This is a genomic window from Deinococcus peraridilitoris DSM 19664 (assembly GCF_000317835.1).
In the GTDB taxonomy this organism is placed as follows: Bacteria; Deinococcota; Deinococci; order Deinococcales; family Deinococcaceae; genus Deinococcus_A; species Deinococcus_A peraridilitoris.
Map to the genome: position 1 here is coordinate 3,338,556 of NC_019793.1, position 26,493 is coordinate 3,365,048.

At 64.1% G+C, this 26,493-nt stretch carries 21 protein-coding genes; 18 read left to right on the plus strand and 3 right to left on the minus strand.

The window, feature by feature from the left end; translation table 11 throughout:
• The 18 genes from queA (at window position 1) to DEIPE_RS16325 (ending at window position 21,454) form a co-directional block, all read left to right on the plus strand.
• A complete protein-coding gene (gene queA, locus DEIPE_RS16240) occupies window positions 1–1,017 on the plus strand; it encodes a tRNA preQ1(34) S-adenosylmethionine ribosyltransferase-isomerase QueA (RefSeq protein WP_015237061.1) in 1,017 nt (338 codons plus the stop codon).
• 53 nt (window positions 1,018–1,070) lie between these two features.
• Window positions 1,071–3,098: a M3 family metallopeptidase gene (locus DEIPE_RS16245; protein WP_015237062.1), complete on the plus strand. Its 2,028-nt coding sequence runs from the start codon at window positions 1,071–1,073 to the stop codon at window positions 3,096–3,098.
• Between the two features lie 271 nt (window positions 3,099–3,369).
• Window positions 3,370–4,527 carry an ATP-binding protein gene (locus DEIPE_RS16250; RefSeq protein ID WP_015237063.1) on the plus strand — a complete coding sequence of 386 codons (1,158 nt, stop codon included), beginning with the start codon at window positions 3,370–3,372 and terminating at the stop codon, window positions 4,525–4,527.
• 389 nt (window positions 4,528–4,916) lie between these two features.
• A complete protein-coding gene (locus DEIPE_RS16255) occupies window positions 4,917–5,243 on the plus strand; it encodes an NADH-quinone oxidoreductase subunit A (protein ID WP_041231658.1) in 327 nt (108 codons plus the stop codon).
• Window positions 5,234–5,770 carry a NuoB/complex I 20 kDa subunit family protein gene (locus DEIPE_RS16260; protein WP_015237065.1) on the plus strand — a complete coding sequence of 179 codons (537 nt, stop codon included), beginning with the start codon at window positions 5,234–5,236 and terminating at the stop codon, window positions 5,768–5,770. Before DEIPE_RS16255 ends, DEIPE_RS16260 begins: the two co-directional genes overlap by 10 nt.
• Entirely contained in the window at window positions 5,758–6,438 is a 681-nt protein-coding gene (locus DEIPE_RS16265; protein ID WP_015237066.1) for an NADH-quinone oxidoreductase subunit C, read from the plus strand. The genes DEIPE_RS16260 and DEIPE_RS16265 overlap by 13 nt, the downstream gene beginning before the upstream one ends.
• On the plus strand, window positions 6,435–7,658 hold the full coding sequence (gene nuoD, locus DEIPE_RS16270) for an NADH dehydrogenase (quinone) subunit D (RefSeq protein ID WP_015237067.1): 1,224 nt from the start codon (window positions 6,435–6,437) through the stop codon (window positions 7,656–7,658). The genes DEIPE_RS16265 and nuoD overlap by 4 nt, the downstream gene beginning before the upstream one ends.
• 49 nt (window positions 7,659–7,707) lie before the next feature.
• Window positions 7,708–8,316, plus strand: coding sequence for an NADH-quinone oxidoreductase subunit NuoE (gene nuoE / locus DEIPE_RS16275; protein WP_015237068.1), 609 nt, complete (start codon window positions 7,708–7,710; stop codon window positions 8,314–8,316).
• The gene (gene nuoF / locus DEIPE_RS16280; RefSeq protein ID WP_015237069.1) at window positions 8,313–9,650 is read left to right on the plus strand and encodes an NADH-quinone oxidoreductase subunit NuoF; all 1,338 of its coding nucleotides are present in this window, start codon (window positions 8,313–8,315) and stop codon (window positions 9,648–9,650) included. The genes nuoE and nuoF overlap by 4 nt, the downstream gene beginning before the upstream one ends.
• On the plus strand, window positions 9,647–11,788 hold the full coding sequence (gene nuoG / locus DEIPE_RS16285) for an NADH-quinone oxidoreductase subunit NuoG (protein ID WP_157448903.1): 2,142 nt from the start codon (window positions 9,647–9,649) through the stop codon (window positions 11,786–11,788). The genes nuoF and nuoG overlap by 4 nt, the downstream gene beginning before the upstream one ends.
• Window positions 11,788–12,942 carry an NADH-quinone oxidoreductase subunit NuoH gene (gene nuoH, locus DEIPE_RS16290; RefSeq protein ID WP_015237071.1) on the plus strand — a complete coding sequence of 385 codons (1,155 nt, stop codon included), beginning with the start codon at window positions 11,788–11,790 and terminating at the stop codon, window positions 12,940–12,942. The genes nuoG and nuoH overlap by 1 nt, the downstream gene beginning before the upstream one ends.
• Before the next feature lie 103 nt (window positions 12,943–13,045).
• Window positions 13,046–13,576, plus strand: coding sequence for an NADH-quinone oxidoreductase subunit NuoI (nuoI, locus tag DEIPE_RS16295; RefSeq protein ID WP_015237072.1), 531 nt, complete (start codon window positions 13,046–13,048; stop codon window positions 13,574–13,576).
• A 28-nt stretch (window positions 13,577–13,604) separates the two neighbouring features.
• A complete protein-coding gene (locus DEIPE_RS16300) occupies window positions 13,605–14,168 on the plus strand; it encodes an NADH-quinone oxidoreductase subunit J family protein (protein WP_015237073.1) in 564 nt (187 codons plus the stop codon).
• Window positions 14,168–14,470 carry an NADH-quinone oxidoreductase subunit NuoK gene (gene nuoK, locus DEIPE_RS16305; protein ID WP_015237074.1) on the plus strand — a complete coding sequence of 101 codons (303 nt, stop codon included), beginning with the start codon at window positions 14,168–14,170 and terminating at the stop codon, window positions 14,468–14,470. Before DEIPE_RS16300 ends, nuoK begins: the two co-directional genes overlap by 1 nt.
• A gap of 4 nt (window positions 14,471–14,474) precedes the next feature.
• Complete coding sequence (gene nuoL / locus DEIPE_RS16310; protein WP_015237075.1) at window positions 14,475–16,397, plus strand: NADH-quinone oxidoreductase subunit L; 1,923 nt, start codon at window positions 14,475–14,477, stop codon at window positions 16,395–16,397.
• A 58-nt stretch (window positions 16,398–16,455) separates the two neighbouring features.
• Entirely contained in the window at window positions 16,456–17,871 is a 1,416-nt protein-coding gene (locus tag DEIPE_RS16315; RefSeq protein ID WP_015237076.1) for an NADH-quinone oxidoreductase subunit M, read from the plus strand.
• The gene (locus tag DEIPE_RS16320) at window positions 17,868–19,328 is read left to right on the plus strand and encodes an NADH-quinone oxidoreductase subunit N (protein ID WP_015237077.1); all 1,461 of its coding nucleotides are present in this window, start codon (window positions 17,868–17,870) and stop codon (window positions 19,326–19,328) included. The genes DEIPE_RS16315 and DEIPE_RS16320 overlap by 4 nt, the downstream gene beginning before the upstream one ends.
• Before the next feature lie 251 nt (window positions 19,329–19,579).
• A complete protein-coding gene (locus DEIPE_RS16325; protein WP_015237078.1) occupies window positions 19,580–21,454 on the plus strand; it encodes an ABC-F family ATP-binding cassette domain-containing protein in 1,875 nt (624 codons plus the stop codon).
• Between the two features lie 13 nt (window positions 21,455–21,467).
• Here the strand turns inward: DEIPE_RS16325 and recJ are convergent, their stop codons facing one another.
• From recJ to secD, 3 genes are all read right to left on the minus strand, one after another.
• On the minus strand, window positions 21,468–23,642 hold the full coding sequence (recJ, locus tag DEIPE_RS16330; RefSeq protein ID WP_015237079.1) for a single-stranded-DNA-specific exonuclease RecJ: 2,175 nt from the start codon (window positions 23,640–23,642) through the stop codon (window positions 21,468–21,470).
• Window positions 23,639–24,037 (minus strand): lipopolysaccharide assembly protein LapA domain-containing protein, encoded by a 399-nt coding sequence (locus DEIPE_RS16335; RefSeq protein WP_157448904.1) that lies wholly within the window; start codon window positions 24,035–24,037, stop codon window positions 23,639–23,641. Before DEIPE_RS16335 ends, recJ begins: the two co-directional genes overlap by 4 nt.
• A 129-nt stretch (window positions 24,038–24,166) precedes the next feature.
• Entirely contained in the window at window positions 24,167–26,455 is a 2,289-nt protein-coding gene (secD, locus tag DEIPE_RS16340; RefSeq protein ID WP_041230952.1) for a protein translocase subunit SecD, read from the minus strand.
• Between the last annotated feature and the right edge of the window lie 38 nt (window positions 26,456–26,493).

Sequence of the window (26,493 nt, forward strand, 5' to 3'; positions counted from 1 at the left end):
GTGTCCACATTGCTTGATTTTGAACTTCCCGGAGAATTGATCGCCCAGCGGGGCGCTGAACCCCGTGACGCCTCGCGTCTGATGATTGTAGGAGAAACGTTGCAGCACCGCATCTTTCGCGAGCTGCCGGATTTCCTGCGTGAGGGTGACGTCCTGGTCTTCAACGAGTCAAAGGTGATTCCGGCGCGGCTGGAGGCACGCAAACCCACGGGTGGGCGTATCGAGGTACTGCTGCTGCGCGAAGAGTCACCGCTCACCTGGAGCGCGATGCTGCGAGGCGCCCGGCGGGCTGGCAGCCAGCTGCTGTTCGGCGATCTGCAAGCCGAGGTGGTGGGTCAGCTTCCCGACGGCGCCCGTCTGCTGCGTTTTTCGCAAGACGTGAAGCCCCACCTTGACCGCCTGGGTCGCCTGCCGCTTCCACCTTACATTCACGGTGATGTGGGCGAGCGGTACCAGACGGTCTACGCACGTGCGCCCGGCAGCGTCGCTGCGCCCACAGCCGGACTGCACTTCACTCCTGAACTGCTGTCGCGTATCGACGCGATGGGCGTGGAGCGCGTGCAGATCACCCTGCACGTGGGGGCGGGAACCTTCCGGCCGATCAGCGGCGCCATCGAGGAGCACGTGATGCACGCGGAATCCTATGAGGTGCCGCCGGCAACGGCTGAGGCTGTCAACCGCGCCCGCCGTGAAGGCCGGCGGGTGGTGGCTGTTGGCACGACGACGGTGCGTGCCCTGGAAAGTGCCTGGTGTGACGGCGCATTGCAGGCAGGAACGGCCGAGACGCGTATCTTCATTCGTCCGGGTGACAAGCTGAACGTGCCTGACCTGCTGATCACCAACTTCCACCTGCCGAACTCGACGCTGTTGCTGTTGGTTGCGGCTTTTGCCGGCGCACCACTCATCGAAGCCGCGTACCGGGAAGCGATTTCTCAGCGCTACCGCTTTTACAGTCTGGGTGACGCGATGCTGCTGTACCGGATGTCTCCTGGCAGCGAGCACGCACCACTTCGATAAGCCAAATTGCCGGGTGTCGACCTCCTCAGAAATCGCTCGCGTATACTCCCGGCATGATCTCGGAACGTGTGAATCCTTTGCTCGGTGTCGGCTTCCAGATTCCGTTCGACCAGATTCGGCCGGAACACGCCGAAAGCGCCGTGGGCGTGCTGCTGGCGTCTGCACGTCAGCGGCTGACGACGCTCACGGCCGCGAATGATCCGGAGCGCTTTCTGAGCGACCTCGACGGGCTGACGCGCGAGCTCGACATCGTCACTACCATTGTCGGTCACCTGGAGGCTGTGGTGTCCAGCGATGACTGGCGCGCGGCCTTCAACGCCATCCTGCCCAAGGTCAGCGCGTTTGAAACCGAGCTCGAACTTTCCGATGAGCTGTGGCAGACCACGAAGCGTTACTCCGAAACCCCGCACGCGCGGGCGCTGACCGGGGAGCGTGCGCGTTTCCTGCAGCTCACCATGGACCGCTTTCGCCGCCAGGGAGCCGATCTGCCTCCCGAAAAGAAGGAACGTGTCAAGGCGCTCGACCTGGAACTGGCGGAGGTGACCACCAAGTACCGTCAGAACGTGCTCGACGGCACCGCGGCATTCGAGCTGTACGTTGACGAGGACCGTCTGTCCGGCGTTCCCGAGCGGGCCCGCTCGGCACTGCGCGCTGAAGCGCAAAAGCGTGGTCGGGACGGATACCGACTGACGCTGCACCTGCCCAGCTATCAGCCGGTGCTGACTTATGCCGACGACCGCAGCCTGCGACAGGAGTTGTGGGAAGCCTCCAACCGCCTGGCCGTGGATGAAGGGCGCGACAACCGTCCGCTGGTGGGGCAGATTCTCAGGCTGCGCGCCGAAAAGGCACGGCTGCTGGGCTTTGACAATTTTGCCGATCTGGTGCTGGCCGAGCGCATGACGGGCAGTGGCGCGCGTGCCCAGACCTTCGAAGCCGACCTCGAAGCGCGCGTCCGGCCTTTTTACGAGCGGGAAAACGCCGAGCTGGAAGCCTTTTACCGCGAGCAGGCCGGTCCGGAAGCGCCCGCACTGCAACCCTGGGACGTGACCTACTGGGCCGAGAAGCAGCGAGTAGCCAAGTACGCCCTGGACGATGAAGCCCTGCGTCCTTACTTTCCGATGGAAAGCGTGCTCACGGGCCTGTTCGAGATCACGCGCCGGGTCTTCGGCGCGCGTGTCGAGGAGGCCGAGTCGCCCGGCTGGCATGAAGAGGTCAGGTACTACAACCTGTATAACCGCCAGGGTGAGCACGTGGCGAGCTTTTATACCGACTGGTTCCCGCGCGACAGCAAGCGTGGGGGCGCGTGGATGAATGCCTTTATCACCGGTCGCCCCACGCCTGATGGCTTTTTGCCCCACCTGGGCCTGATGTGCGGCAATCTCACTCCACCTGTGGGCAGTCTGCCTGCGCTGCTCAATCACCGCGAGGTCGAAACGGTCTTCCACGAGTTCGGGCACCTGCTGCACCACGCTCTCTCCCGCGTGGAGACACGCAGCCTGGCCGGTACCAGCGTCGCCTGGGACTTTGTCGAGCTTCCTTCGCAGATCATGGAGAACTGGTGCTGGGAGCGCGATGCCCTCGATCTGTTCGCCCGGCACTTTGAAACCGGCGAGCGTATTCCCCAGGAGCTGTTCGAGAAGATGATCAGTGCGCGCAACTACCGGGCGGCCAACGCGGCCATGCGTCAGATCAGCTTCGGTACAGTCGATCTGGCACTTCACATGGACTGGGACGGTCAGCGTGACCCGATCGAGTTCTCGCGCGAGATCCTGGCGCGATTCAATCCGGTGGAGCTGCCACACGACTACTACTTCATCGCGGGTTTCAACCATATTTTCGGCAGCTCGGTGGGTTATGCCTCGGGCTACTACAGCTACAAATGGTCTGAGGTGCTCGATGCCGACGCCTTCTCGCGTTTTGCAGAGGAAGGCATTTTCAACGAAGTGACCGGCAACGAGTTCGTCGAGAAGGTGCTGGCACGTGGCAACAGCCAGGATCCGGCGCAGCTTTACCGGGATTTCGTGGGTCGTGACCCTGATGCCGAGGCCCTACTGCGTCGCTCGGGACTGTCTGTCAGTTGATCGCACGGCCGTCTGCAGATGGGGGAGGCTCAGCCTCCCTTGTTTTTGGTTCTGCCTCAGGCCACATGTTTGGTCCGCCTGCTTGTGATTACAATCGGCCATTGCGGCACGGTCCGGTGGGTCAGACCAGCCTTCGTGATCGGTGTTCGTGGCCTGGGCTGTCCCCAAGATCTCGAAACATTCTGAGGATTTGATTTTTCAGGTTGCTCAACCGGCCCTTAAGTGAAGAATTTCTGAATCAAACCTGAATAATAGTTTAAAATCAAGGGACATGAGCACTGCCCTGCCCCGACCTCACGTCTACATCGCCTGTGCGCAAACAGAGCGGGCGGAGGTGCTGGCGAGGGTCTTGCCTGAGGTTCATCTGCACCATGCAGGAACTGCCGAGGCCCTGTTGAGGGATACGCACGCGGCGACGCCTGATCTGGTTCTGCTGGTCAACGATCTGCCGAGCGAGTTACCGCTGGCGGAGATTCTGACGATCCTGCGCTCGCGGCCGGAACTCGTGCATACCCGCTGGATGGCCATGGGCGAGCAGGGACTCGGTAATTTCGTCACGGCAGGGGTGGATGCGCTGGTGGCACCGACGACGCCTGCCGTCGCCCTGGCCCTGATGATCAGAACGCAGCTGGCACGTGTCCGGCAGCTGCGAGAACTCGAGGAACGTGCCCGCTATCAACAGCAGCGTCTTGAGGCTGGGGCACACGAGGAACGGGTGCGTGACCAGCTGGTCCACATGCTGGTTCACGACCTCAAGAATCCTATCAGTGCGGTTCTCGGCCTGCTTGATGTCGTGCTGGAGGACGATGAACGCGTACCGGACGATCTTGCCGAACTGCTGCGGCTGGCCCGCGACGAATCACAGCACCTGCTGCATCTGGCCGTCAACATGCTTGATGTTCGGAAGATGCAGGCTGGCAAGATGCACCTCAACCGCACGTTCCTGTTCACCCCGAGCCTGCTCGACATCATCGAGCAGGCCCGGGGTGACGTCGGCGCAGAGCTGGGTGAGCGCGAACTGTACCTGAAGCTGCCCGAATGCTTGTCGCCGTTGCACGCGGATCCGGAAATCCTGCGGCGTATTCTTGCCAACCTGCTGTCAAATGCTGTGAAGCATACGCGGCGTGGCGGACGCCTTGTGCTTTCGGTGCGTGAACTGCCTTCTTACGTCGAGTGGTGTCTCACGGACAATGGCGAAGGTATTCCGGCTGAGGATATTCCCAGGCTGTTCAGTGCCTTCGAGCAATCTCGTCTGACGTTGCACAGTCGCTTTGATACGGGAATGGGCCTGGCCTTCTGCAAGTTGGCCGTCGAAGGCCATGGCGGTCAGATCTGGGTTGAATCGCTGCGGGGTGAAGGCTCGTCGTTCTACTTCACGCTGCCCATGGTGGCCGAGGAAGAGGAAGACTTCGTCGAAGTGCTTCAGTAGGCTGCTTCAGTAGGCACCTGTTGATCGTTTTGCATGCAGAGGTTGTTTTGAATTCCTCCGTGCGCCGTTTTGGGTGAAACAGCATTGGCATTGCGGGCGTAAGCCTACAACTCCGAGCAGGCTGCTCTGCGCTGGGCCGTGGATACTGTGGCGTGCTCGGCGTGGGAGAGTGCCGGAGACCAGCGCCGCATCATAGTGACGTAGCGGTGTCGCGGCTGAGAATTTCATGCTAAAACAAGGTGTACATCTCTGCTTTTTCTTGAATTTTTCGTCCAGACACCAACTCGTTTAGATTTCGGGACCCGCCTTGATGCTCTTCGTGAAAATTTGCACGAGTGATGTGGTCGCCTGAGGGAGGCAGCACCATCGAATATCTCCACGCCCTGATCATGCTGTTGATTGGCCTGGGCATCGGCATTCTGGCCATCATCGTCAGCGCCATCCTGGGACCCAAAAAGCCCAGCCGCACCAAGCTGATGGCCTACGAAAGCGGCAACGACCCGCTGCCCGGCGGACGCGAGCGCTTTCCAGTCCACTTCTATCTCGTGGCGATGCTGTTCATCATCTTCGACATCGAGACCGCCTTCTTTTACCCGATTGCCGTGGCGTACGGCAAACTCGGCGCTTTTGCCTTCTGGGAGACCGTGACCTTCGTGGCCCTTGTCCTGGTCGGCTACATCTATATCGTTCGCAAGGGAGTGCTCGAATGGGACTAAAGGACCTCTTCGAGCGTGACGTGCAGGAACTCGAAAACGAGGGCATCCTGTTCACATCGCTCGAAAAACTCGTGGCCTGGGGACGCAGCAACAGCCTGTGGCCTGCCACGTTCGGCCTGGCCTGCTGCGCCATCGAAATGATGGCCTCCACCGACGGCCGCAATGACCTCGCGCGATTTGGCAGCGAGGTGTTCCGCGCCTCGCCGCGCCAGGCTGACGTGATGATCGTCGCCGGGCGGTTGAGCAAAAAAATGGCCCCGGTCATGCGCCGCGTCTACGACCAGATGCCCGATCCCAAATGGGTTATCGCGATGGGTGCCTGCGCCAGCAGCGGCGGCATGTTCAACAACTACGCCATCGTGCAGAACGTCGACAGCGTGGTGCCAGTGGACGTGTACGTTCCCGGCTGCCCGCCCCGCCCCGAGGCGCTGATTTACGGCGTGATGCAGCTGCAGAAGAAAATTCGCGGCGAGGGCTTTGACCAGCTCGGCCAGCAGCTCCCGATGGTGGAAGCATGGACGAGGTAAAACGCGACCAGAATCTGGACATGCAGCACACGAAGCAACCCAATCCGGTGGAGCCCGCCGTGGCGAGTGCCGAGCACCTGGGGCGCTCGCGTGCAGCCCTTGAAGGCGCCCGACTCACGCTCGAAGGCGGCCTTGAACCCACGGCAGTGGTCGAAAGTGCACAACTCGTGCAGCTCGCGCTGCACTTCAGGCAGGCCGGCTTTGTGCTGTTCGACGTGGTCGGGATCGACTATATGAATTTTGTGCTGCCGACGCCCAAGCGCTTTGGGGTCGTGTACAACCTCTACAACTTGAGCACCAACACCCGAATTTTTTTGCGGGTGTTTGTCGACGACGGCGAGCCCCTGCCTTCCCTGTACCCGGTCTGGAAAGCGGCGAATTACCTGGAGCGCGAGGTGTTCGACATGGTGGGCGTGCACTTCGAAGGGCACCCCGATTTGCGCAAGGTCCTCACGCCCGACGACCTCGAGGGGCACCCGCTGCGTAAGGACTTTCCGCTGGGCGAATCGCCCACGCAGTTTCGTGAGGGCCGCTTTATCGATCCAGCTTCTTTTCGTGCCGGCCTGACCGGGCAGAGCGGCGGCCTGACCGGCTGGCGGGGCGGCGAGCGCAAAGGCCTGCAGGACCGCCCCGAGGCGCCCCCCATCAAAAGCGCAGGTGAACCATGACCATCCAGAGTGACCCGAGCGCCGAGGTACGCACCGACGAGGCTGCGCTGCGCAACACCGAGATTCTCAGCCTGAACGTCGGCCCACAGCATCCCAGCACCCACGGTGTGCTGCGGCTGGTGGTCGACATGGACGGTGAGTACGTCGTGCGGCTCGTGAACCACATGGGCTACCTGCACACCGGCTTTGAAAAGACCATGGAGCACCGCACGTACCATCAGAACATCACGTACGCGCCGCGCACCGACTACCTGCACAGCTTTGGGCACGAGCTGGCCTACGTGCTGTCCGTCGAGAAACTGCTGGGCGCCGACATTCCGGAGCGCGCCAACGTTGTGCGGGTCATTCTGCACGAACTCGGGCGCATTGCCAGCCACCTCGTCTTCATCGGCACCGGCATGCTCGATCTGGGCGCCATCACGCCGTTCTTCTACGCCTTCCGGGAGCGCGAGACCATCCTCGACCTCTTCGAGGAAGTCAGCGGCTACCGCATGAACCAGAGTTGGCTGCGCGTGGGCGGTCTGTCGCGCGATATTCCCGACGGCTGGGCGCAGCACGTCGGCGAGTTCGTGGGAGTGCTCGACAGCAAGATCGACGAGTACGAGTCGCTCTTCGCGCAGAATCCCATTTTCCTCGACCGTGCCAAGCACGTGGGCGTGATCGGCGCCGAGCTGGCGCTCGATCTGGGGCTCACCGGCCCGAACCTGCGTGCCAGCGGGGTGAATTACGACGTGCGCAAGGCGAGTCCCTACTGCGGCCTTGAGCAATATGACTTTCAGGTGCCCGTTTCGCAGGATGGCGACAGTCTGGCGCGTTTCATGCTGCGTGTGCAGGAAATGCGCGAAAGTGGCCGGATCATCGCACAGGCTGTCAACAAACTGCGCCCCGGCCCCTTCAAGGACCCCAACCGCAAGATCAGCCTGCCGCCTCGTGAGGCGCTCGAAACCAGCATGGAAGCGGTCATCCACCACTTTAAGCTGGTGACCGAAGGCTTTCACCCCCCGGCTGGAGAAGTCTACGTGCCCGTCGAGTCTGCGCGCGGCGAGGTCGGGTACTACCTGGTCTCGGACGGCGGCTCCATGCCTTACCGGGTGAAGATTCGCGCGCCGAGCTTCGTCAACCTGCAGGCCATGGAATACGCGGGCGTCGGTGGTCAGTTCGCCGACCTGATCACCGTTTTGGCTTCCATGGACCCCGTGATGGGTGACGTGGACCGATGAACGAAAGGAACGAAGAGTTGATTTTCCAGATTTTCAAAGGTGACTCCAGGTGAGTCACTTCGCCGACCGGCCCGAGCTGGTGCGCGACATCTTTTCGCGCTACCCCGACACCGAACGCGGCCGCCGCAGCGCCCTGATGCCGTTGCTGCGTGACGTGCAGGACACCTACGGCTTCGTGAGCGAAGCGCACATGGAAGAGATCGCGGCCCTAATCGGCACGACCGCCACCGAAGTGCGCAGCGTCATGAGCTTTTACAGCACCTACCACACCGTCCCGACCGGCAGATATCACCTGCAGGTCTGCTCTACCCTGATGTGCGCGCAGGCCGGGTCGGACGAACTGTGGGACTACCTCACCGAAACCCTCGACGTGCAACCGGGCGAGGTCAGCGCCGGAGGCCTCTTCAGCGTTCAGAAGGTCGAGTGCCTCGGCTCGTGCGGCACCGCGCCCGTGGTGCAGCTGGGCGACGACGGCTACTACGAACGGGTCGGACCGCGCAGGTGCCAGGAACTGCTCGCCGCCATGCGGGCCGGAGAAGCGCCCGCCTTCGACCAGCCGATGCCCTTTGCGATTCGGGCCGGGCGGCAGTTCACCGCGGACGGCCAGCCTGTGGGCGCGACGAGCGATGACCTCGTGCCCGTAGGAGGAGTGTCATGACCACTGCCATCCCCCCCAAACCCATCACCAGTGGCCGGGACCCACGCTTCGCGCCGACGCTGTATGCCCGCGTCGGGATAGCGGGCTCCTGGACCCTGGATGTCTACCGCCAGCACGGTGGGTACCAGGCCCTCACCCGCGCCTTCGCGCTGGGCCCCGACGGTGTGATCGACGAAGTCAAGAAGTCCGGCCTGCGCGGTCGTGGCGGCGCGGGTTTCCCGACCGGCCTCAAGTGGTCCTTCATGCCCCTCAACGACGGGCGCCAGCACTACGTGGTCTGCAACGCCGACGAGTCCGAGCCGGGCTCCTTCAAGGACCGCTACCTGCTTTCCGAAGACCCGCACCAGCTGATCGAGGGCATGATCATCGCGGCTTACGCCATGCGGGCCTCCGTCGGCTACATCTACATCCGCGGTGAGTACGTGCTGGCCGCCGAGCGCATGAACGCCGCCATCCGTGAAGCCGAGGCGGCGGGTCTGCTGGGCGACAACATCCAGGGCAGTGGCTTCTCGATGCGCCTGGTGGTTCACCGGGGCGCCGGCGCCTACATCTGTGGCGAGGAAACCGCGCTGATGAACTCGCTTGAGGGCCTGCGCGCCAACCCACGCCTCAAGCCGCCTTTTCCCGCAGCGGCGGGCGTGTACGGGCTGCCCACGACCATCAACAACGTCGAGACCTTCTGCGCAGCTGCCCAGATCGTGCGCTACGGCTGGGAATGGCACGCGAACATGGGCACCGAGAAGAGCAAGGGCAACAAACTCTTCCAGCTTTCCGGCCCGGTCGCGCGCCCCGGCGTATACGAGCTGCCCCTTGGTACCACCTTCCGGGAGCTGATCTATGACTGGGGCGGCGGACCCCTGGAGGACATCAAGGCCATTATTCCCGGCGGTTCGAGCTGCCCCATGATGCCCTACACGGACGCGATTCTCGACACGCCGATGGATTACGAAAGCGTCGCCGCGCAGGGCTCGATGCTCGGCACGGGCGGCGTGACCCTGGTCCCCAAGGCGGACTGCATCGTGAACGCCACCTGGAACCTGGTGCGCTTTTACGCTCACGAAAGCTGCGGCAAATGCACTCCCTGCCGCGAAGGCATCAGCGGCTGGATGACCCGCATGTATGAAAAGCTCGTGCGAGGGGGCGGTGAGCCGCGTGACGTGGACCTCATCCTCGACATGAGCGACAACATCGCGGGCAAGAGCTTCTGCGCGCTCGCCGACGCCTGCCTCGGGCCGGTCGTGAGCAGCGTCAAGCTGTTCCGCGAGGAGTACGACGCGCTGGCCAGCACCGGCAAGCCCATGTACCCCGCACGAAGGAGATGGAAAGACGCGTGAAAGTCATCGTAGACGGCATCGAAGTCGACGTGCCCACCGGCACGAGCGCACTTGACACCATTTTTGCCGCGGGCAAGGACGTTCCTTACTTCTGCGCGAACACCTACCTCTCGCCGGTCGGAGCCTGCCGTATGTGCCTCGTCGAGGCCGGGTCGCCGCGCAAAGGGCCCGACGGGAACATGATCATGGAGGGCGAACAGCCCAAGATCTTCTGGTTCCCCAAGCCCATGGCCTCCTGCACCATGATGGCCACCGAGGGCATGGTCATCAAGACCAGTTCCGATGTGGTCCAGAAGGCCCAGGCGGGCATGATGGAATTCACGCTCCTCAACCACCCGCTCGACTGCCCCACCTGCGACAAGGGCGGCGCCTGCGAGTTGCAGGACCGCGCCTACGAGTACGGCTACGGCGAGAGCCGCTTCGAATTCGACCGGCGCCATGCCGACAAGCACCATCCGCTGAGCGAGTTCATCATCCTCGATCAGGAGCGCTGCATCCACTGCAAGCGCTGCGTGCGCTACTTCGAGGAAGTCCCCGGGCAGGAAGTGCTCGACTTCATCGAGCGCGGCAGTCATACATTCATCGACACCGAGGAAGGCGGCCTGCCCGTCGGCTTTCAGGGCAACATCGCCGACATCTGCCCGGTGGGGGCGTTGCTCGACAACGTGGCGCGCTTTCGTGGCCGCAACTGGGAGTACGACCACACCCCCACCACCTGCACGCTGTGCCCAGTGGGCTGCGCCATTACGGTGGACGCCCGTAACGGCCGCATCGAGCGCATCCTGGCCGCCGAGAACCGCGAGGTCAACGAGGCCTGGATCTGCGACGCGGGCCGCTTCGGGCACCCGCTCGCCAGCGACGATCGCCTGCGCTTTCCCATGATCCGGGTGGACGGCGAACTGGTCGAAACGACCTGGGACAAGGCCATCGCCGCGATCAACCGCGGTGTGCAGGGTGTGGACCCCGCTGACGTGGGCCTGTACACCAGCGGCGACATCACCCTGGAAGAGGGCGTGGCCCTCGAGGCCGTCGCGGCATTGCTCGGTACGCCGAGCCTCGACCACTTTCCCCGCTACGCCATGAGCGTGGAGCTGCCCGTTCCGACCCTCACCGAAGTGGCCACCAGCGACGCCGTGGTCGTGATCGGCGCGGATCTGGGAGAAGAGGCGCCCATCGTCGAACTGCGCATTCTGGAGATGCTGCGCGGTGGCCTGATTCCCCCAGAGCTGCCGCACGGCACGGCCATCGCCGATTTGCGCCTGACCGAGCGCCCCGCTCGACAGCGCGAGAAGCTGGCCGTGTTCGCCTCGCAGGAGACCCGGCTCGCGACGCAGGCGGCCCTCGCTTCGCACGAGGCGGGTCTGGACGTGGTGGCCGGTCTGGCTTCCGGGAAAGGTTCGGTTGCGGTTCGTGACGCCGCTGCGCTGCTCGAAAAGGCCGAGCGCCCGATCGTAATCATTGGCGCGGACGTATTGAATCAGGGGAGTCCCCAGTTGCACGCCCAGCTGCGCGAGATCGCCGCGAAGTACGGCGCCAGAATTCTGCCGCTGCCCGCCAGTTCCAACGCCCGCGGCCTCGCGCACCTGAACCTCGTGCCACGGGTCCGGGGGCTGGGGTACGCCGAACTGGGAGCGGCCAAGGTCGCCCTGATTTCCCGTCTGGACCCGGCCGCTGCAGGTCAGGTGGCGAACGCGATCTTCACGGTCGTGCATGACACGCACCTGACCGAGACGGCGCGCCAAGCGGACGTGGTGCTGCCCGCCGTGAGCAACTACGAAAAGCGCGGCACGACCGTGAACCTCGAAGGTCGCTTGCTGCCCCTGACCCAGGCCGCCGTCGATTCGGGCGAGGGTGTGGACCTGATCGGCGCCCTCAACGCCCTTGCCGAAGCGCTGGGGCTGCGTCCCGTGGTGCGCGGCCTGCGCAGCGCGCAGAAGATGCTGGGCGAACGCTTCGGGGTGAATGTCGCGCAGCTGCCCCGCACCGGGCTGATCGTCAATCTGGGCGAGCGGCACACCGCGCCCAGCAGCCTCACGCACGTTCCGCAGCTCTGGAAGCCTGGCATGCGCCGCACCGCCCTGATTGCGCTGCCGATGGCGCAGCCGTCGCCGGCCAGCTTCGCGGGAGGTGACGACTGATGCCGCACTGGCTGATCGAGCTGCTGCTCGTCACCCTCAAGGGTGTGCTGGTTGCCTTTGCGCTTCTCACGACCTTTGCCTACATGACCCTGGTCGAGCGGCGCCTGCTGGCCCGCATGCAGATTCGCCACGGTCCCAACCGTGTGGGTCCAATGGGACTGCTGCAACCGCTTGCCGACGCCATCAAGAGCATCTTCAAGGAAGACTTCCGGGTGACGGCCGCCGACAAGATCGTCTACACCCTGGCTCCCCTGATCGCCATCACCACGGCGCTCACGGCCTTCGGGGCCATCCCCGCCGGGCCGCCCAACAGCTTTTTTGGCATGAATCCCTGGGTGTACGACCTCGACATCGGCATTCTGGCGGTGCTGGCGATCACCTCGATCGGTGTCTACAGCATCTTCCTGGGCGGTTGGGCGAGCGGCAGCAAGTACCCGCTGCTCGGCGGTCTGCGCGGCAGCGCGCAGATGATCAGCTACGAACTCGGGCTGGGCCTCTCGATTTTGGGGATGCTGATCCTGGTGGGCAGCACCAACCTGCGCGCCATCGTGGACTGGCAGGGGGCCAACGGCTGGATGATCGTCTTTCAGCTGGTGGGCTTCGCTACCTTTATCGTCAGTTCCTTTGCAGAAGTCAACCGCACGCCCTTCGACTTCGTCGAGGCCGAGCAGGAGCTGGTGGCCGGTTACCTCACCGAGTACAACGCCATCAAATGGGCGCTGTTTCAGATGGCCGAGTACGTCAACATGATCACTGCTTCGGCCGTGATGGCCACGCTGTTCTTCGGGGGCTGGCGCGGACCGCAGTTTCTTGACGCGCTCATTCCGGGCATCAGCACCGTGCCGTTTTTGTGGCTGATCCTCAAGATCGCCTTCTTCCTGTTCCTGTTCATCTGGGTGCGCGCTACGCTGCCGCGCCTGCGCTACGACCAGCTGATGCGTTTTGGCTGGAAGTTCCTCTTTCCGCTGGCGCTCGTGAACACCCTGATCGTCGCCGCGTACGTGGCCTTTCTGCCCGGCGCGTCGCTGTGGCCGCTGGCCTTGATCGGCCTGCTGCTGCTGCTGGGTCTCGTGGCCCTCAGCGGGCGTCTGCGGACCATCATCAATCCACCCAAAATTCTTGACATTCCCACACGTACCGCAGGAGGAGACTGATCGTGACCATGCTGAACTGGCGGGCCCGGATCGCGGGCGGCCGCGATCCTCATCCGCTCCGCTCCATCAAAACGGCATCTGCCGTTTCCCTGGGAGGCCTGTAATGGGCGTCCTCGAAATCGCCAAGGGCATGGGCGTCACGCTGGGCAAGCTTTTTCAGAAGCCCGTGACCGTCTCTTACCCGGAACAGAAGGTTCAGCTTAAGCCGCGCTTCCGCGGTCGCCACTATCTCACGCGCCACCCCGGCACGGGCCTGGAAAAGTGCATCGGCTGCTCGCTTTGCGCCGCCGTCTGCCCGGCCTACGCCATCTACGTCGAGGCCGGCGAGAACGATCCACGGGCCCCCGTTTCACCTGGCGAGCGTTACGCCAAGGTCTACGAGATCAACATGCTGCGCTGTATTTTCTGTGGCATGTGCGAGGAAGCCTGCCCGACCGGCGCAGTCGTGCTGGGCAACGAGTTCGAGATGGCCGATTACAAGTACCGCGACCTCGTGTACGGCAAGGAAGACATGTTGGTCGGCCAGTCCGGCAGCCTGCCGCAGCGCCGCGAGGCGGGCATGAAGGGCAAACCCGTGCGGGTGGGCTTTGACGTGACGCCGCGCGCCGAACTGGAAGGGGTGGACTACAAATGAGTCGCTCCTCGGCGCGCTGGAGGCTCGCGTGAGCTCGCTGGCCTTCATCCTCATCTCCCTGCTGATCATCACGGGCGCCCTCGTCACGGTGATCGCCTCGAACGCGCTGCACGCCGCCCTCGGGCTGGTGGCGACGCTGGTCGCGCTGGCGATGATGTACATCACGCTGGATGCGCATTTTCTGGGCGCGGTGCAGGTGATCGTGTATGCCGGCGCCATCATGGTGCTCTTCTTGTTCGTGATCATGCTGCTCAACGCGACTGCGCCCGTCACGGCCACGAACCCCATTCCTTACGTCGGTGAGGTCGCGGCACTGGGTGGAGCACTCCTGGCGGGCGCCTTTGGATTGCTGGCCCTGAGTTGGCGTGACCCCCGACCGTTGGCCGAAGGCGCGGCCCTGCTGCGAAATGGCACGCCCGGTGCCATTGGCGAGACGCTCCTGACGCGTTTTGTGATGCCATTTGAAGCCGTGAGCATCCTGCTGCTGGTCGCGGTAGTCGGTTCGGTGGTGCTCATTCGTCGTCCGGTCGCGCAAAGTGAGGAAGCGCCCGAGGCCAGGCCAGTCGAAACCGGGGAAAGGGTGAGCACCTGATGGTCGGCACCGAGTGGTACATCGCCCTGTCGGGCATTCTGTTCGCAATTGGCATGGTGGGCGTGCTAAGGCGCCGCACGGCCGTGATGATCTTTCTGTCCGTCGAGCTGATGCTCAACGCGGCCAACCTGGCTTTTGTTGCCTTTGCGCGGGCCTGGGGTGAACTGGTCGCTCAGACTGCCGTGTTCATCATCATGACCCTGGCCGCGGCCGAGGTCGCCATCGGTCTGGCGATCATCGTGACCATTTTCCGCAAGCGCGCTTCCACCAACGTGGACGACCTCGCCGAGCTGAGAGGCTGATTTCGTGCTGCCACTGTTCTTGTACCCTTTGTTTCCACTGATCGGTTTTGCGCTGCTGATTTTCGGTGGCCGGTATTTTCGCGGCTCGGGTGCCGGCTGGCTGGCCTCGGGCGCGGTGCTGGCCTCGTTCGTGGTGGCCCTGCTGAATTTCCTGCAATTGGGCGAACCCCGGCACGATGTGCTGTGGTCATGGCTGCCCGGCATGGCGCGTGATGGCAACCTGTCCATCGGCTTTTACCTTGACCAGCTCTCGGCGGTCCTGACCCTGGTCATCACCGGGGTCGGGTTTCTGATCCACATCTTCAGCATCGCCTACATGGCGGGTGATCCGCGTTTTGCGCGTTTCTTTGCTTTTCTGAATTTCTTTGTGGCCCTGATGCTGATTCTGGTGCTGGGCGACTCGTTCCCGATGATCTTCGTGGGCTGGGAAGGCGTGGGCCTCGCTTCTTACCTGCTGATCGGCTTCTGGTTCTCGGGCCGCGCGTCCGAGGACGGCAGCGTGCCGCCCACCACCAGTGCCGAGGCGCTCGTCAACTCCAACGCGGCGCGTAAAGCCTTCATCATGAACCGCATCGGTGACCTGGGCTTCATGCTGGCGATGTTCCTGATCTTCGCCAAGTTCGGGACGCTGGTCCTGCCAGAGCTGTTCGGCGCCGAGCTTCAGGCGCCGCGCGCCTCGTTCGAGCTGATCTGCCTCTTTTTGCTGGTCGGCGCAGCAGGCAAGAGCGCGCAGCTGCCGCTCACCACCTGGCTGCCCGACGCGATGGCGGGCCCTACCCCGGTGTCGGCGCTCATTCACGCGGCCACTATGGTCACCGCGGGCGTCTATCTGGTCGCGCGTTCGTTTCCGCTCTTCGAAGCGGCGCCCTCCGCCATGCTGCTGGTGGCCGTCGTCGGGGCGGCGACCGCGCTGTACGGCGCCATCAGCGCGCTCAACCAGTACGACATCAAAAAGATCCTGGCCTTCAGCACGGTCTCGCAGCTGGGCTACATGTTCCTGGCCGTGGGCGTCGGTGCGTACACGGCGGGCATCTTTCACCTGGTCACGCACGCCTTCTTCAAGGCCCTGCTGTTCCTCGCTGCAGGCAGCGTCATTCACGCGGTGCACGAGGAGCAGGACGTGCGCCAGATGGGCGGTCTCGCCAAGAAACTGCCGACCACGCACGCGGTCAGCCTGATCGGGGTACTGGCGATCAGCGGCATTCCGATCTTCAGCGGTTTTTTCTCCAAGGACGCCATCCTGGCGGGCGCTTTCGAACTCGGCGCGCACGGCGCGGTGGCGGGCTACATCCTGTGGGGTGTCGGCCTGCTGGTCGCGCTGCTCACTGCCTTTTACATGGGCCGCTGGTACTTTCTGGTGTTCCGTGGCCGCTACCGTGGGCACGCCCATCCGCACGAAGGCGGCGCACTGTTTGCCGTGCCCCTCTGGACCCTGGCGGCGCTCGCGGCGGTGGGCGGCTTTCTGGGCCTGCCACATTTCATCGGAACCAACTATCTGGGTCACTTCCTCGAAGAAGTGCTGCCCGTCCATGAAGCGACACTCTCGGTCGGTGCTGAGGTACTGCTGACCCTCGCGGCGGTGGGCGTGGGCGTGTTGGGGCTCTTTCTGGCCTACTCGCGCCATAAGCGCGGCACCCTGGTCGACGGGCCCCTGCGCGACGCCAGCCTGCGGGCGCTGTACCTTGACGACCTGTATGACGGGGCTGTCTCGACTCCCAGTAAAGCCATCGCACGCGGCCTGACGGGCATGGACACCGGCATCGATGGTGGCATCACCGGTTCGGCCCAGGTGATGGCGCAACCCTCGGGCCGGGCGTTTTCGCTGTTGCAGAACGGATTTGTGCGCACTTATGCCCTCAGCATGATCCTGGGTACGGCGGCAGTCATGATCTACTGGGCCTTCGTGTCCTTGGGAGGTCGCTCGTGAGCGCGTCAAACTCTTCTCATTCAGTTCGCCGGCCCGGTGCGGCCTTTCGGGGGTCCTGGTGATTCACCTGTTCATTTTCCTGCCCCTCGTGGCTGCGCTGCTGCTGAGTGCGCTGCCCGGTCGGCAGCGTGCGCTTCCCGCCGTGGGCGCCGGGGCAGTCACGTTGCTGCTGGGCCTGCTGATCTGGTCGGGTGGCGGTTCGCCTCTCTACAGCGTTCCCTGGGTGGGTGCCCTGGGAGTCACCTACAGCGTGGAGCTCACCGGAGTCGGGTTGCTGTTGGCCCTCGTGACCGCGCTCATGACGCTGGTGGTGCTGGTTTATACCCTGCGCAGCGTCGAGAATCCTGGCGCGATGCTTACCTACATCCTGGCGATGGAGTCGGGTCTGCTGGGTATTTTCGCCGCCCGCGACCTGATTCTGTTTTACGTGTTTTTCGAGACCGCCCTCGTTCCGGCGTTGCTGATGCTCGCCACTTATGGGGGTCCGAAGCGTATTCCCGCCCTGCTCAAGTTTGGTGCCTACACGCTGTTCGGTTCGCTCTTCATGCTGATCGCCATGATCGGCACCAAAGCGCTGGGCGGTTCACCCACCTTCGCGCTGAACGACCTGCTCGCCCACCGTGTCGAGGGTGCGGCGGGCATGTGGCTTTTCCTGGGTTTTCTGCTGGCCTTCGCGGTGAAACTGCCCCTGTTTCCGCTGCACGCCTGGCTGCCGGATTTCCACGCGCAAAATCACCCGAGCGGGGTGGCCGACGCCATGGGAACCATGTACAAGGTCGGCGGATATGGCCTCTTCATCTTCGCCATTCCACTCTTTCCCGAGGCGGCCCTCACCCTGCGGCCGGTGCTGATGGGACTCGCTGCGTTCACCGCTTTGTATGCCGCCTGGATCGCCTTTCAGCAAACCGACTGGAAGCGCCTGCTGGCGTACGCTGGCCTGAGTCACATGGGTCTGGTCGGCCTGGGCATTTTCAGCCTGCAGCCGATTGCCGTCACGGGTGGCCTGTACCTGCTGGCCTTTCAGAACGTGTACACCTGCGCGCTCTTTCTGGCGGCGGGCATGCTGTGGCAGCGGGTCGGAAGCCTGTCGGTCCAGCAGGGCGGCGTCATGACGCAGGCGCCCGCGCTGGCCGGGTTGACCATGAGCTTGTGGTTCGCCTCGATCGCGGTGCCCGGTCTGGCCGGTTTCGTGGGGGAATTCAGCGTCATGCTGGGGGCTTACCAGGTTTACCCGTGGCTGGCCTTTATTGCGGGCCTCTCCACTATTGCCGCCGCCGCCTACGCCCTGACGGCTTACCAGCGGACCTACTGGCAGGTCCGTCCTGCCGGCGAAGCGCGCCTGCTCGATTTGCGCGGCAGTGAATGGGCCGTGCTGGCCATTCCGCTGGCCGTCGCGATTTTCTTCGGAGTCTACAGTTTGCCTGCCCTCAATCTGATTCAGCCCTCTGTGCGTCTTCTGGGAGGTGGAGCGTGACCGCCCCGCTCACTCCCCCGGATATCGCGCTGGCCCCACTGCTGCCGATCCTCATTCCCTTGCTGGGAGCAATTGTCGCCACCATTGCCTTCAAGTCGCCTCGCCGGATCACCACCATCGTGAGCCTGGTGGCGCTGGTCCTTTCGGGTTTCTCGATGCTGACCCTGTGGGGCGCGAACTCCACGGCTTTTGCCGGAGCCCTGCGTGCGGACAACGCGGCACTGGCCTTCGGTCTGGTCATTCTGGTCGGCTCGATCATCACCCTCTTGATTACCCTCGATCACGCCGTCAGAACTCAGCTGTCGTTTCCGGAATTTGACGCGATGCTGCTTTACGCGGTCACCGGTACGCTGCTGATCGCCTTCGCGGGCGATCTGATCGTGCTGCTGATCGGTCTGGAAGTGATGAGCCTCGCGGGGTACGTGCTCGCGACTTTGCGTGGCAACCACAGCGCCGAGGAATCCGGCCTCAAGTACTTTCTGCTGGGCTCGATTGGCAGTGCCATCCTGATTTACGGGATTGCCCTCACGTTTGGAGCGACGGGAACCCTCAATCTGGCGGCCATCGCGGCCAGCGTGAATGGCGGTCAGCTGGCCAACACCGGGCTGCTGATCGCGGGCGCGCTGATGATGTTGGCCGGATTTGGCTTCAAGGTTGCTCTGGCTCCCTTTCACCAGTGGACACCTGACGTTTACGGCGGCGCGCCCACCATCGTGACGCTGTTTCTTTCGACCGTGGTCAAGGTGGCGGCGTTTGCCGGCATGATCCGGGTCTTTGGCGGCGCACTTCCGGGGCTGGAAGCCTGGTCAGGCGTGGCCGAGGTTCTGATCGCCGCGACCCTGGTGATCGGGAACCTGGCGGCCCTGGTGCAGACCAACTTCAAACGGTTGCTGGCTTATTCGGCAGTCGCCCACACCGGTTTCCTGGCCCTCGCCCTGCTGGCCGAGCCTGCGCAGGGTGGTGCCGCCCTGGTGTACTACCTGCTGATCTATACCCTGATGACCGCGGGCGCGCTGGCGGTACTGACCCTGCTGCAGCCTTCCGAGCGTGGCGTGCGCATCGAGGATCTGCGTGGGCTGTACTACCGCTCACCGGTGCTGGCCCTGCTGCTGGCCGCCTGCCTGGCGTCCCTGGCCGGTCTGCCGCCTTTTGCCGGTTTTTTCGGCAAGTACTTGGTCTTTCAGGCCGCGTTTCAGAACGGTCACGTGATGGTGACGGTCCTGGCCGCACTGATGAGCGTTGTGGCCCTGGTCTACTACCTGCGTCCCGCGGCGCTGATGTTCGCTCCGCAGGGCGAGGTGGCCCCAGGTGCCGCCAGTGCGCGTGCCGGTCGCTTCACCAACGCCACCCTGACGGTGTGCGTGGTGGCCATCGTGCTGCTCGGTATCCTGCCGGGCCTGGTGTACGGCTGGGTATCCGGTCAGCCCATGTGGATTCTGGCCAGCGCTGGGGGATAAGACGAACCTGCGTTCATTTCGGAGCACCTGAGTATTGTTCTCAGGTGCTCCTCCATTGCCGCGAGCCCGTTTAAGTACGCTCACGGTCTTGGGCAATGGACGCCCTTCGGGACGCTTGCCCGCTCCGTTCGGCGTTGGGTATAGGCACTGTCTGGGTATAGGCACGGTTGCAGACTCCTAAAGCCCCCAATGTGGGCTCCTTGCGTTTGCAAGCCGGGCCGCCCGCAGGGCGAGCACGCTAGACTTCCTTTATGCTGCTCGCCCTCGACAACGTTCACAAGGAGTATGGCGCGCACACGGTGCTGGGCGGCGTGACGCTCACGGTGCGTGCGGGCGACCGGCTCGCCCTGGTCGGGCGCAACGGTGCTGGAAAATCGACCCTGCTGCGTCTGCTGACCGGTGAGGAAGTGCCGGACGCCGGCGAGGTTCGCCGCGCAGCCGGGGTGCGGGCCGCCTCACTCAAGCAGGATCCAACCTTTCCCGAAGGCGCCACCGTGGAAAGTGTGCTGGAAGCGGCCTTCCACGAGCTCGACGCCCTGGAAGCCGAACTGAACGAAGCGGCCCAGCAAATGGCCAGCGGTTCGGACGAGGCCATCGAACATCACGCCGAGCTGCTCGAACACTTCGCGCGCCGGGGTGGCTTCGAGCGCCGCTCACGCAAGGACGCAGCGGCACTAGCCTTCGGCTTTCGCGGCCGCGAAGGAGAGCAGGTCAGCGGCCTGTCGGGCGGCGAGCGAACTCGGCTGGGGCTGGCCGCCCTGCTCGTTGAGAATCCTGACGTGCTGCTGCTCGACGAACCGACCAACCACCTCGACATCGTGATGATCGAATGGATGGAAGGCTTCCTGTCGCGCTATAGCGGTGCGGTGATGCTGATTTCACACGACCGGGCCTTTCTGGACGCGGTCAGTACCTCCACCGCATATTTGCGTGACGGCGAGCTCAAGGTGTACCCGGGTAGTTACAGCACCTTCCGGGCGGCCCTTGAAGCGGACCTGGAACGGCAGCTTGCCCGCTTCGAGCAGGAGCAGGACAAGATCGACGCGCTCGCCCGCTCGACGGCCCGCATGAAGATTTGGGGCCTCGGCATGAGCAAGCTTGCGCGGCGCGCCAAGGCCATGGAAACCCGTCTGGAGCGCATGAAGAGCGTCCGTACAAGTGCCCCGCCACCTGAGGAGCGCACCGCACGCATCCTGTTTCACGCGCCGCCCAGCGGTGAGCTGGTGCTCGACGCCCGGCATCTCACCAAGCGACTTGCGGGCCGCACGCTCTTCGAGAATGTCAGCGTGACCATCCGCCAGGGAGAGCGCGTGGCCCTGATCGGGCGCAATGGTGCGGGCAAGACGACCTTTCTGCGCTGCCTGCTGGGCCTGACGCCCTCGGACGACCCGCGCAGCGACGTACGCACCGGTGCCCGCGTGAAGGTCGGGTACTACGACCAGCAACTGCGCGGTGTGGACCCGAGCAACACCGTGTACCAGGAAGCGCGCGCCTACACCGAAAAGGACACCGAGGCCCACAACCTGCTCGGCACGTTTCTCTTTCCCTATGACGCGCACGCCAAGCGGGTCGGCGTGCTTTCCGGCGGCGAACGGGCCCGGCTCGCCCTGCTCAAGCTGGCGCAGGAGGACAACAACCTGCTGGTGCTCGACGAGCCCAGCAACCACCTCGACATGGAGATGCTCGAAAGTGTCGAGACGGCCCTGGACGAGTTCGGTGGAACGCTGCTGATGGTCTCGCACGACCGGCGCCTGATCGAGCACCTGGCCGACCGGATCTGGCTGCTCGAGGACGGCCGACTGTACGAGTATCCGGGAGGCTACGCCTATTACAAGGAGAAGCACGTACCAGTCGGCGCCAAGGACGAAGCGGTACGCGCGGCTCCCCGGGAAAGGGAAAAGCGCGGGCCGAGCCTCTGGCACCTCAAGCGCCGCGCAGAAGAGCTCGAAGCGGCCGTCGCGGCGGCCGAGCAGAAGCTCGAAGCGGCGCAGGCGTCCCTCAGCGCGGCCTCGGAAGGCGCCGACTGGGGCGCCCTCGGCAACGCCGTGGCGGCGGCCGAGGCGGAACTGCTCGCCACCATGAGCGCCTGGGAAAGCGCTCAGGAGGACGTCGAAGCGCGCGCCTGACCGCCTTCGTTCCTTAGCCGGGAACCGCCTGCGCGGCCTGGCTGTTGTGCCGCGTGGACGCTACCATCAGGCGCACCGCCCGGGTCCAGTCCTCGTCGCCGAGGCCGACGTACAGCTGCGCCCATAGCCAGCGCCGGTAAGCCTCGGCGGCGGCTTCGCGCAGGCTGGCGCTGCGCCACAGATCGCGCTCGCCCAGTTCCAGCGCGCTCAAAACGCCGATCTCGGCCAGCACGCGCGGGTCTGGGTCCAGGCGCAGCCCTTCGCGGTGAAAGCCGTAGTTGCCCTCAAGCGCGTCGAGGGTTTTGGGACCCCAGGCGAAACTGACCTCGGCCGAGTCCAGCCAGCGGCGCAGGTCGTCCTCCGGCGGCAGGCAGAACAGCACCAGCTCTCCTCGCCACCGTTCGCCGTCCTGCGCAAACTGTACACCCGGGACGTTGTCGCGCAGGTACGCCGCAACCGGGCCGTCCGCGTAGGCGCGGGCACCGCGGCGCAGCAGGGCCATGGCCTCCTGTGGCCGCAGGCGCGGCAGGGGAGGGTAAGAGGCATGTTCTGCCTCTGACAGGCGCTTACCGAGCTCCAGCGGCGCGGCCGTCCGCAGCGCCTCGCCGGAATATTCGAGCTTTTCGCGTCCTTTGTAACTGTCGCGCCGCAACTGGGCTGCGAGATCCTGCTCGCCGCTCGGGAGCGCCCGCTCGCCGTGTTTGACGCCCCTTGCGCCACCAAAGCGAAACTGCAGTGATTCGCCGCTTTTGCCCACCAGCCGCGTGTCGTGTAGTTCTCCGCGCAGCCACCACAGCGGCGAGGGGTGCCCTTCTCCGTAAGGCTCGAAGGCTTCGATTTCGCGTGTCAGCGAGAGGACCGCCGCGCCTGTCGGCAGGGCCGCGTCGAGGTGGTAGGTCGGCACCGGCACCGGGTGCTGGCGCGCGAACTCGTGCAGGGCCGAGCGCAGGGCCGGAATGTGCTCCTCATAGATCGCGAACCCGGCCGCGCCCGGATGCCCTCCGAAACGCTTGAGCAGGTGGCTCGCGTGGCGCAGGCCCTCCACGGCGCTGATGCCCGGCGTGGAGCGCACGCTGCCCTTGCCCTGCGCGATGATGAACACCGGCTTGTAATAGGCTTCCAGCAGCTTGCTCGCGACGATGCCCATGATGCCCGCGTGCCAGTTTTCCTTGGTGACCACGATCGCGGGATCGCTCGGGTCCACGATCTGCAGCGCTTCCTTGAACATCTGGTCCTGAATGGTGCGCCGCTCCTGATTGCGCTGGTCGAGATACTCGGCGAGCTCGTGGGCCCGGGCCGTGTCGGTCGTGGTGAGCAGCTCCAGCGCCAGGTCGGCTTCGCCCAGACGCCCGGCAGCATTGATGCGCGGCGCGATGATAAAGGCCACATCACGCGCGCTTGGCCTCGTGAGCTGCTTGCTGCCCATCAGGGCCTTCACGCCGGGATGCACCGTGCGGGTGAACTGCTGCAGGCCCGCCATCACCAGGGCACGGTTCTCGCCGATCAGGGGCGCGACGTCTGCGATGATGCCAATGGTGGCGATGTCGGCGTACTCGAGTGGGGCGGCTAGACCGAGCTCCTGGTGCACGGCCCACAGCAGGTGGTAGGCAACCCCGGAACCCGAGAGGTTGTGCAGCGCGTGGTCGTAGTCGTGCGTGAGTTTCGGGTGGACCACCAGGCAGTCCGGATAATCCGGGCCGGGGCTGTGGTGATCGGTCACGATGACCTCCACGCCGCGCGCGAGAATACCGCGCACTTCCTGCAGGTTCGTCACCCCGCAGTCCACGGTGACCAGCAAATCGCAGCTGTTGGCGTGCTCTTCGACTTTGTCAGGGTGAATGCCGTAGCCCTCGTTCAGACGGTGAGGAATGAAGCCGTGAACGTTTGCGCCCTGCGCGCGTAGTCCCAGCACCAGCAGGCTGGTGGCCGTGACCCCGTCGGCGTCGTAGTCGCCGTGAACGCGAATGCGTTTGCCTGCTTTCAGGGCGCGCACGATTCGCCCTGCCGCCTCACGCAGCCCGGGGTTGGGGGTAAGCCTCAGCTCAGGGGTCAGGTGATCGCGCGAAAAGCCTCGTGCATGAATGACCTGCGCGAGCGGGGGAGACACCGAAAACTCGCTCATGACGGCCAGCAACTCCTCACGGCTCGCCGGTGGAGCGAGCACCCAGCGGGCCGGGGGGCGGCTCACGGCTCACTCCGCGCCGGCGCGAAGCCGGATCCGGGGGCCTCGGGGGGTTCGGTCAGGCCCTCGTCCGGTTGTGCGTCTTCGGCCCACTGGCCTACCGGGGTGGCCGCGAGTTTCGCCTGCAGGGTCGTGCTGAGCTTGGCTTCCAGCGCGCGCCGCTCGCGCGCTTCGCGTTGATGGCGCAAGGCGTTCTGCACGAATTTTGGCGTGTAGAGCAGGCTCGCGTACAGCGCCCCAACCAGCAGCGCCAGGGCCAGTACCAGCCCCAGTGGCAGTTCCGCTTCATTTGCTCCTGGAAAGGGCAGGCGCAGCAGCAGGGGATTTTCGAGCTGAACCAGCATCACGTACGCCGCAAGGGCGAGCAGCAACACGACTTGAAAGAATTGCACCAGGCGCATCTTCATCAGTGTAGAGCGTGAAGTCTGTGGCGTGGTGCGTGAGGTCAAGGGACAGGTCAGGCGAGTTTCCCAAGCTGGGAAAGAGGGAACGGATGGCTATAACCGTTCCCTCTTTCCTGTCTTTCCTGTTTATACCTTGCTGGGTGTGGTGCCGGTGGTCCGGCGCTGGGCCTTGCGGTTCTCGAAAAACACCACCATCGGGGACACGATGTAAATGCTCGAGTAGGTCCCGACGAGGATACCAACGATCAGGATGAGGCTGAAGTCGCGCAACACCGCGCCGCCGATGAACAGCAGCGACACGAGCGGCAGCAGCGTCGATATGGAAGTCATAAGGGTACGCGACAGCGTCTGGTTGATGGCGGCATTCACGATGGTGCGGTAAGGCACTCCGCGCATGGAGCGCAGGTTTTCACGGATGCGGTCGGACACGATAATGGAGTCATTGATACTGTACCCGATCAGGGTCAAGATCGCCGCGACGGTCGTGATGTTGAACTCCAGGCCCAGCAGCGCATACAGGCCCATTACGATGGCCACGTCGTGGATCACGGCGACCACCGAACCGAGCCCGAAAGCGAAGTCGAAGCGGAACCACACGTACACCAGAATGAGCGCGAGTCCCAGCAGTACGGCGCGCACGGTCTGCCCGCGCAACTCGGCACCGACCGAAGGACCGACCGTGTCGACTGCCTGAACTTCACCGCCGGGCAGCTGGGTGAACTGGGCGCGCAGCTGCTCGATCTGGCCCTGGTTGAGCTGGGGAACCTTGACCGTGTAACTCGTGCCTGCCACGGCCGGATTGGTGGTGCTCTGAATGGTGGCGCCTGCGCCCGTCACGCCGGTGACGCCAGCCGCACTCACGGCACTGCGCACCTGTTCCACGGTGGTGCCTTCGTCGGTGCGCAGCGTCAGCGCGGTACCCGAAGTGAAGTCGACCCCGAGATTGAATCCTTTGGTGAGCATGACCACGCCACCGGCAACGGCCAGGGCCAGCGACAGTGAGGTGATCAGCAGTGCCGGTTTCAGGAAGTCGAAGTTGGGCGTCTTGAACCACTGCGGCGCGGAAAAGGTGCGGCGGCGCGCGACGACTTCCATCATCCACTTCGCAAAGATGAGGTTCGAGAAGGCCGAGGCCAGCACACCGATGGCCAGCACCACCGCGAAGCCCTTCACGGGGCCGGTGGCGTAGTTGTAAAGCGCCAGGGCGGCGAGCAGGTGCGACAGGTTCACGTCGAAAATCGTCCAGAACGAGTGACCATAACCCGCATTGATGGCGTTCTTGATGCCCTTGCCGCGGTTGAGCTCTTCCTTGACACGCTCGAAGGAAATGACGTTTCCGTCCACTGCCGCGCCGATGGTGAGGACCAGACCGGCGATGCCCGGCAAGGTGAGCGTTGCGCCCAAGCCGCCCAGCATGCCCAGAATGATGATCGAGGTGAACAGCAGACCCAGCGACCCGACCAGGCCGAACCAGAAGCCGTAGTACACGAAGAGCAGCACGAACACCAGCGCGATGCCAATCAGCGCGGCAATCGCTCCGCTGCGAATGGCGTCTGCGCCGAGTGTCGGGCCGATCTCACGCTGCTCGGCAAACTTGATGGGCACTGGCAGCGAGCCCGAGCGCAGCACCAGGGCCAGATTGCTCGCCTCCTCGGCCGAGAAGTTGCCGCTGATCTGCACGTTGGTGCTGAGCGCTCCCTGGATGGTGGCGACGCTCTGAATCTTCTCGTCGAGCACGATTGCCATCAGCTTGCCGATGTTGGGCCGGGTAAAGCTCAGCAGCTTGTCGGCGCCTTCCGAGGTGGTCTGGAAACTCACCACCCAGCGTCCGTTGGTCGGGTCGGTGGCCGGCGCGGCGTTGCTGATGATTTCGCCGGTCGCAAGTACCGGGCCGAGGTCCTCGAGCGTGTATCCCGAGGTAGCCCGGTCAGCGGGCACGTTGTCCTTCACCAGACGGAATTCCAGCACGGCCGCCTGACCGATCACGTTGCGGGCGTTCTCCTGCTGCGCGCTCGTCAGGCCGGGCAACTCAACCACCACGCGCCGGTCGCCCTGGGTCTGTACGAGTGGTTCAGCGACCCCGAGAGCGTTCACGCGGTTTTCGATGATGGTGCGGACTTTCTCGAGGTCCTCTTTGGTGTAGCCTTCTTTGTCGGGTTCCAGCGCCACGCGCAGCCCACCTTGCAAGTCGAGGCCGAGGTTGACGAATTTGAAGCCGCCCGTCTGTGGCTGCCAGAGGGTCCAGGGAGTGCTGGAGTGCTGCCAGGGGCGCCAGATATAGGCGAGCGACAACAGCAGTACAGCCAGGATCATCAGGGCCGTCCAGGGAAAACGGGAGGCGGGCGGCGCGCCGCGTCGGCGGGCGTTGTTGCGATTTCGGTTGCGGGTACGGGGATCGGACACGGGAAACTCCATAAAACAGCAGTGAGACTGATCGGCGCGAGGCGAGTTTG

Coding starts and splice junctions, on each gene's coding strand:
- DEIPE_RS16245 (WP_015237062.1), top strand. CDS start 1,071: ATGATCTCGGAACGTGTGAATCCTTTGCTCGGTGTCGGCTTCCAGATT.
- DEIPE_RS16250 (WP_015237063.1), top strand. CDS start 3,370: ATGAGCACTGCCCTGCCCCGACCTCACGTCTACATCGCCTGTGCGCAA.
- DEIPE_RS16255 (WP_041231658.1), top strand. CDS start 4,917: ATGCTGTTGATTGGCCTGGGCATCGGCATTCTGGCCATCATCGTCAGC.
- DEIPE_RS16260 (WP_015237065.1), top strand. CDS start 5,234: ATGGGACTAAAGGACCTCTTCGAGCGTGACGTGCAGGAACTCGAAAAC.
- DEIPE_RS16265 (WP_015237066.1), top strand. CDS start 5,758: ATGGACGAGGTAAAACGCGACCAGAATCTGGACATGCAGCACACGAAG.
- nuoD (WP_015237067.1), top strand. CDS start 6,435: ATGACCATCCAGAGTGACCCGAGCGCCGAGGTACGCACCGACGAGGCT.
- nuoF (WP_015237069.1), top strand. CDS start 8,313: ATGACCACTGCCATCCCCCCCAAACCCATCACCAGTGGCCGGGACCCA.
- nuoH (WP_015237071.1), top strand. CDS start 11,788: ATGCCGCACTGGCTGATCGAGCTGCTGCTCGTCACCCTCAAGGGTGTG.
- nuoI (WP_015237072.1), top strand. CDS start 13,046: ATGGGCGTCCTCGAAATCGCCAAGGGCATGGGCGTCACGCTGGGCAAG.
- nuoK (WP_015237074.1), top strand. CDS start 14,168: ATGGTCGGCACCGAGTGGTACATCGCCCTGTCGGGCATTCTGTTCGCA.
- DEIPE_RS16325 (WP_015237078.1), top strand. CDS start 19,580: ATGCTGCTCGCCCTCGACAACGTTCACAAGGAGTATGGCGCGCACACG.
- DEIPE_RS16335 (WP_157448904.1), bottom strand. CDS start 24,037: ATGCGCCTGGTGCAATTCTTTCAAGTCGTGTTGCTGCTCGCCCTTGCG.
- secD (WP_041230952.1), bottom strand. CDS start 26,455: ATGGAGTTTCCCGTGTCCGATCCCCGTACCCGCAACCGAAATCGCAAC.